This window comes from Vibrio sp. YT-19(2023) (assembly GCF_033337395.1).
Genome location: NZ_JAWOQN010001163.1, coordinates 1 through 515 on the forward strand (window position 1 = coordinate 1; position 515 = coordinate 515).

Sequence of the window (515 nt, forward strand, 5' to 3'; positions counted from 1 at the left end):
TCCAGTGTGTACAATAAAACCATTCTCGAATCCCAACACACTCTAATTCCTATGCCTTCAACTTCTACTAACGCACAACCTACGTTAGCAAAACAACTGTTTACGATGACATGGCCAATGCTGTTTGGTGTGTTGTCCTTAATGAGTTTTCAGCTTGTCGACAGTGCATTTATCGGTCAGCTTGGCGTTTTACCGCTTGCCGCTCAAGGTTTCACCCTACCGCTTCAAATGGTCATTATCGGCATTCAAGTAGGCTTAGGCATCGCGACTACCGCAGTGATCTCTAAAGCCTTGGGCGCGAATGATGCTCGCTATGCCAAACAACTTGGTGGATTGGTCTTAATGATTGGTTCAATCGGTGTTGCGGTATTCGGCCTCTTAATTTGGCTGCTGCGTTACCCGATTTTATCTCTGCTCAGCGCGCCAGAAACTGTTATGCCTATCATAGATAGTTACTGGCCTTGGTGGCTGCTGAGTTCATGGGCTGGTGCAGTCCTTTATTTTTACTACAGTAT

The 515-nt window shown here is 46.0% G+C and carries 1 protein-coding gene; it reads left to right on the forward strand.

Annotation, left to right across the window (positions count from 1 at the left end; genetic code table 11):
• Positions 1 to 51 precede the first annotated feature (51 nt).
• On the forward strand, positions 52 to 515 hold a 464-nt coding region (locus tag R7E78_RS30630), incomplete at its 3' end, for an MATE family efflux transporter (RefSeq protein ID WP_318059210.1).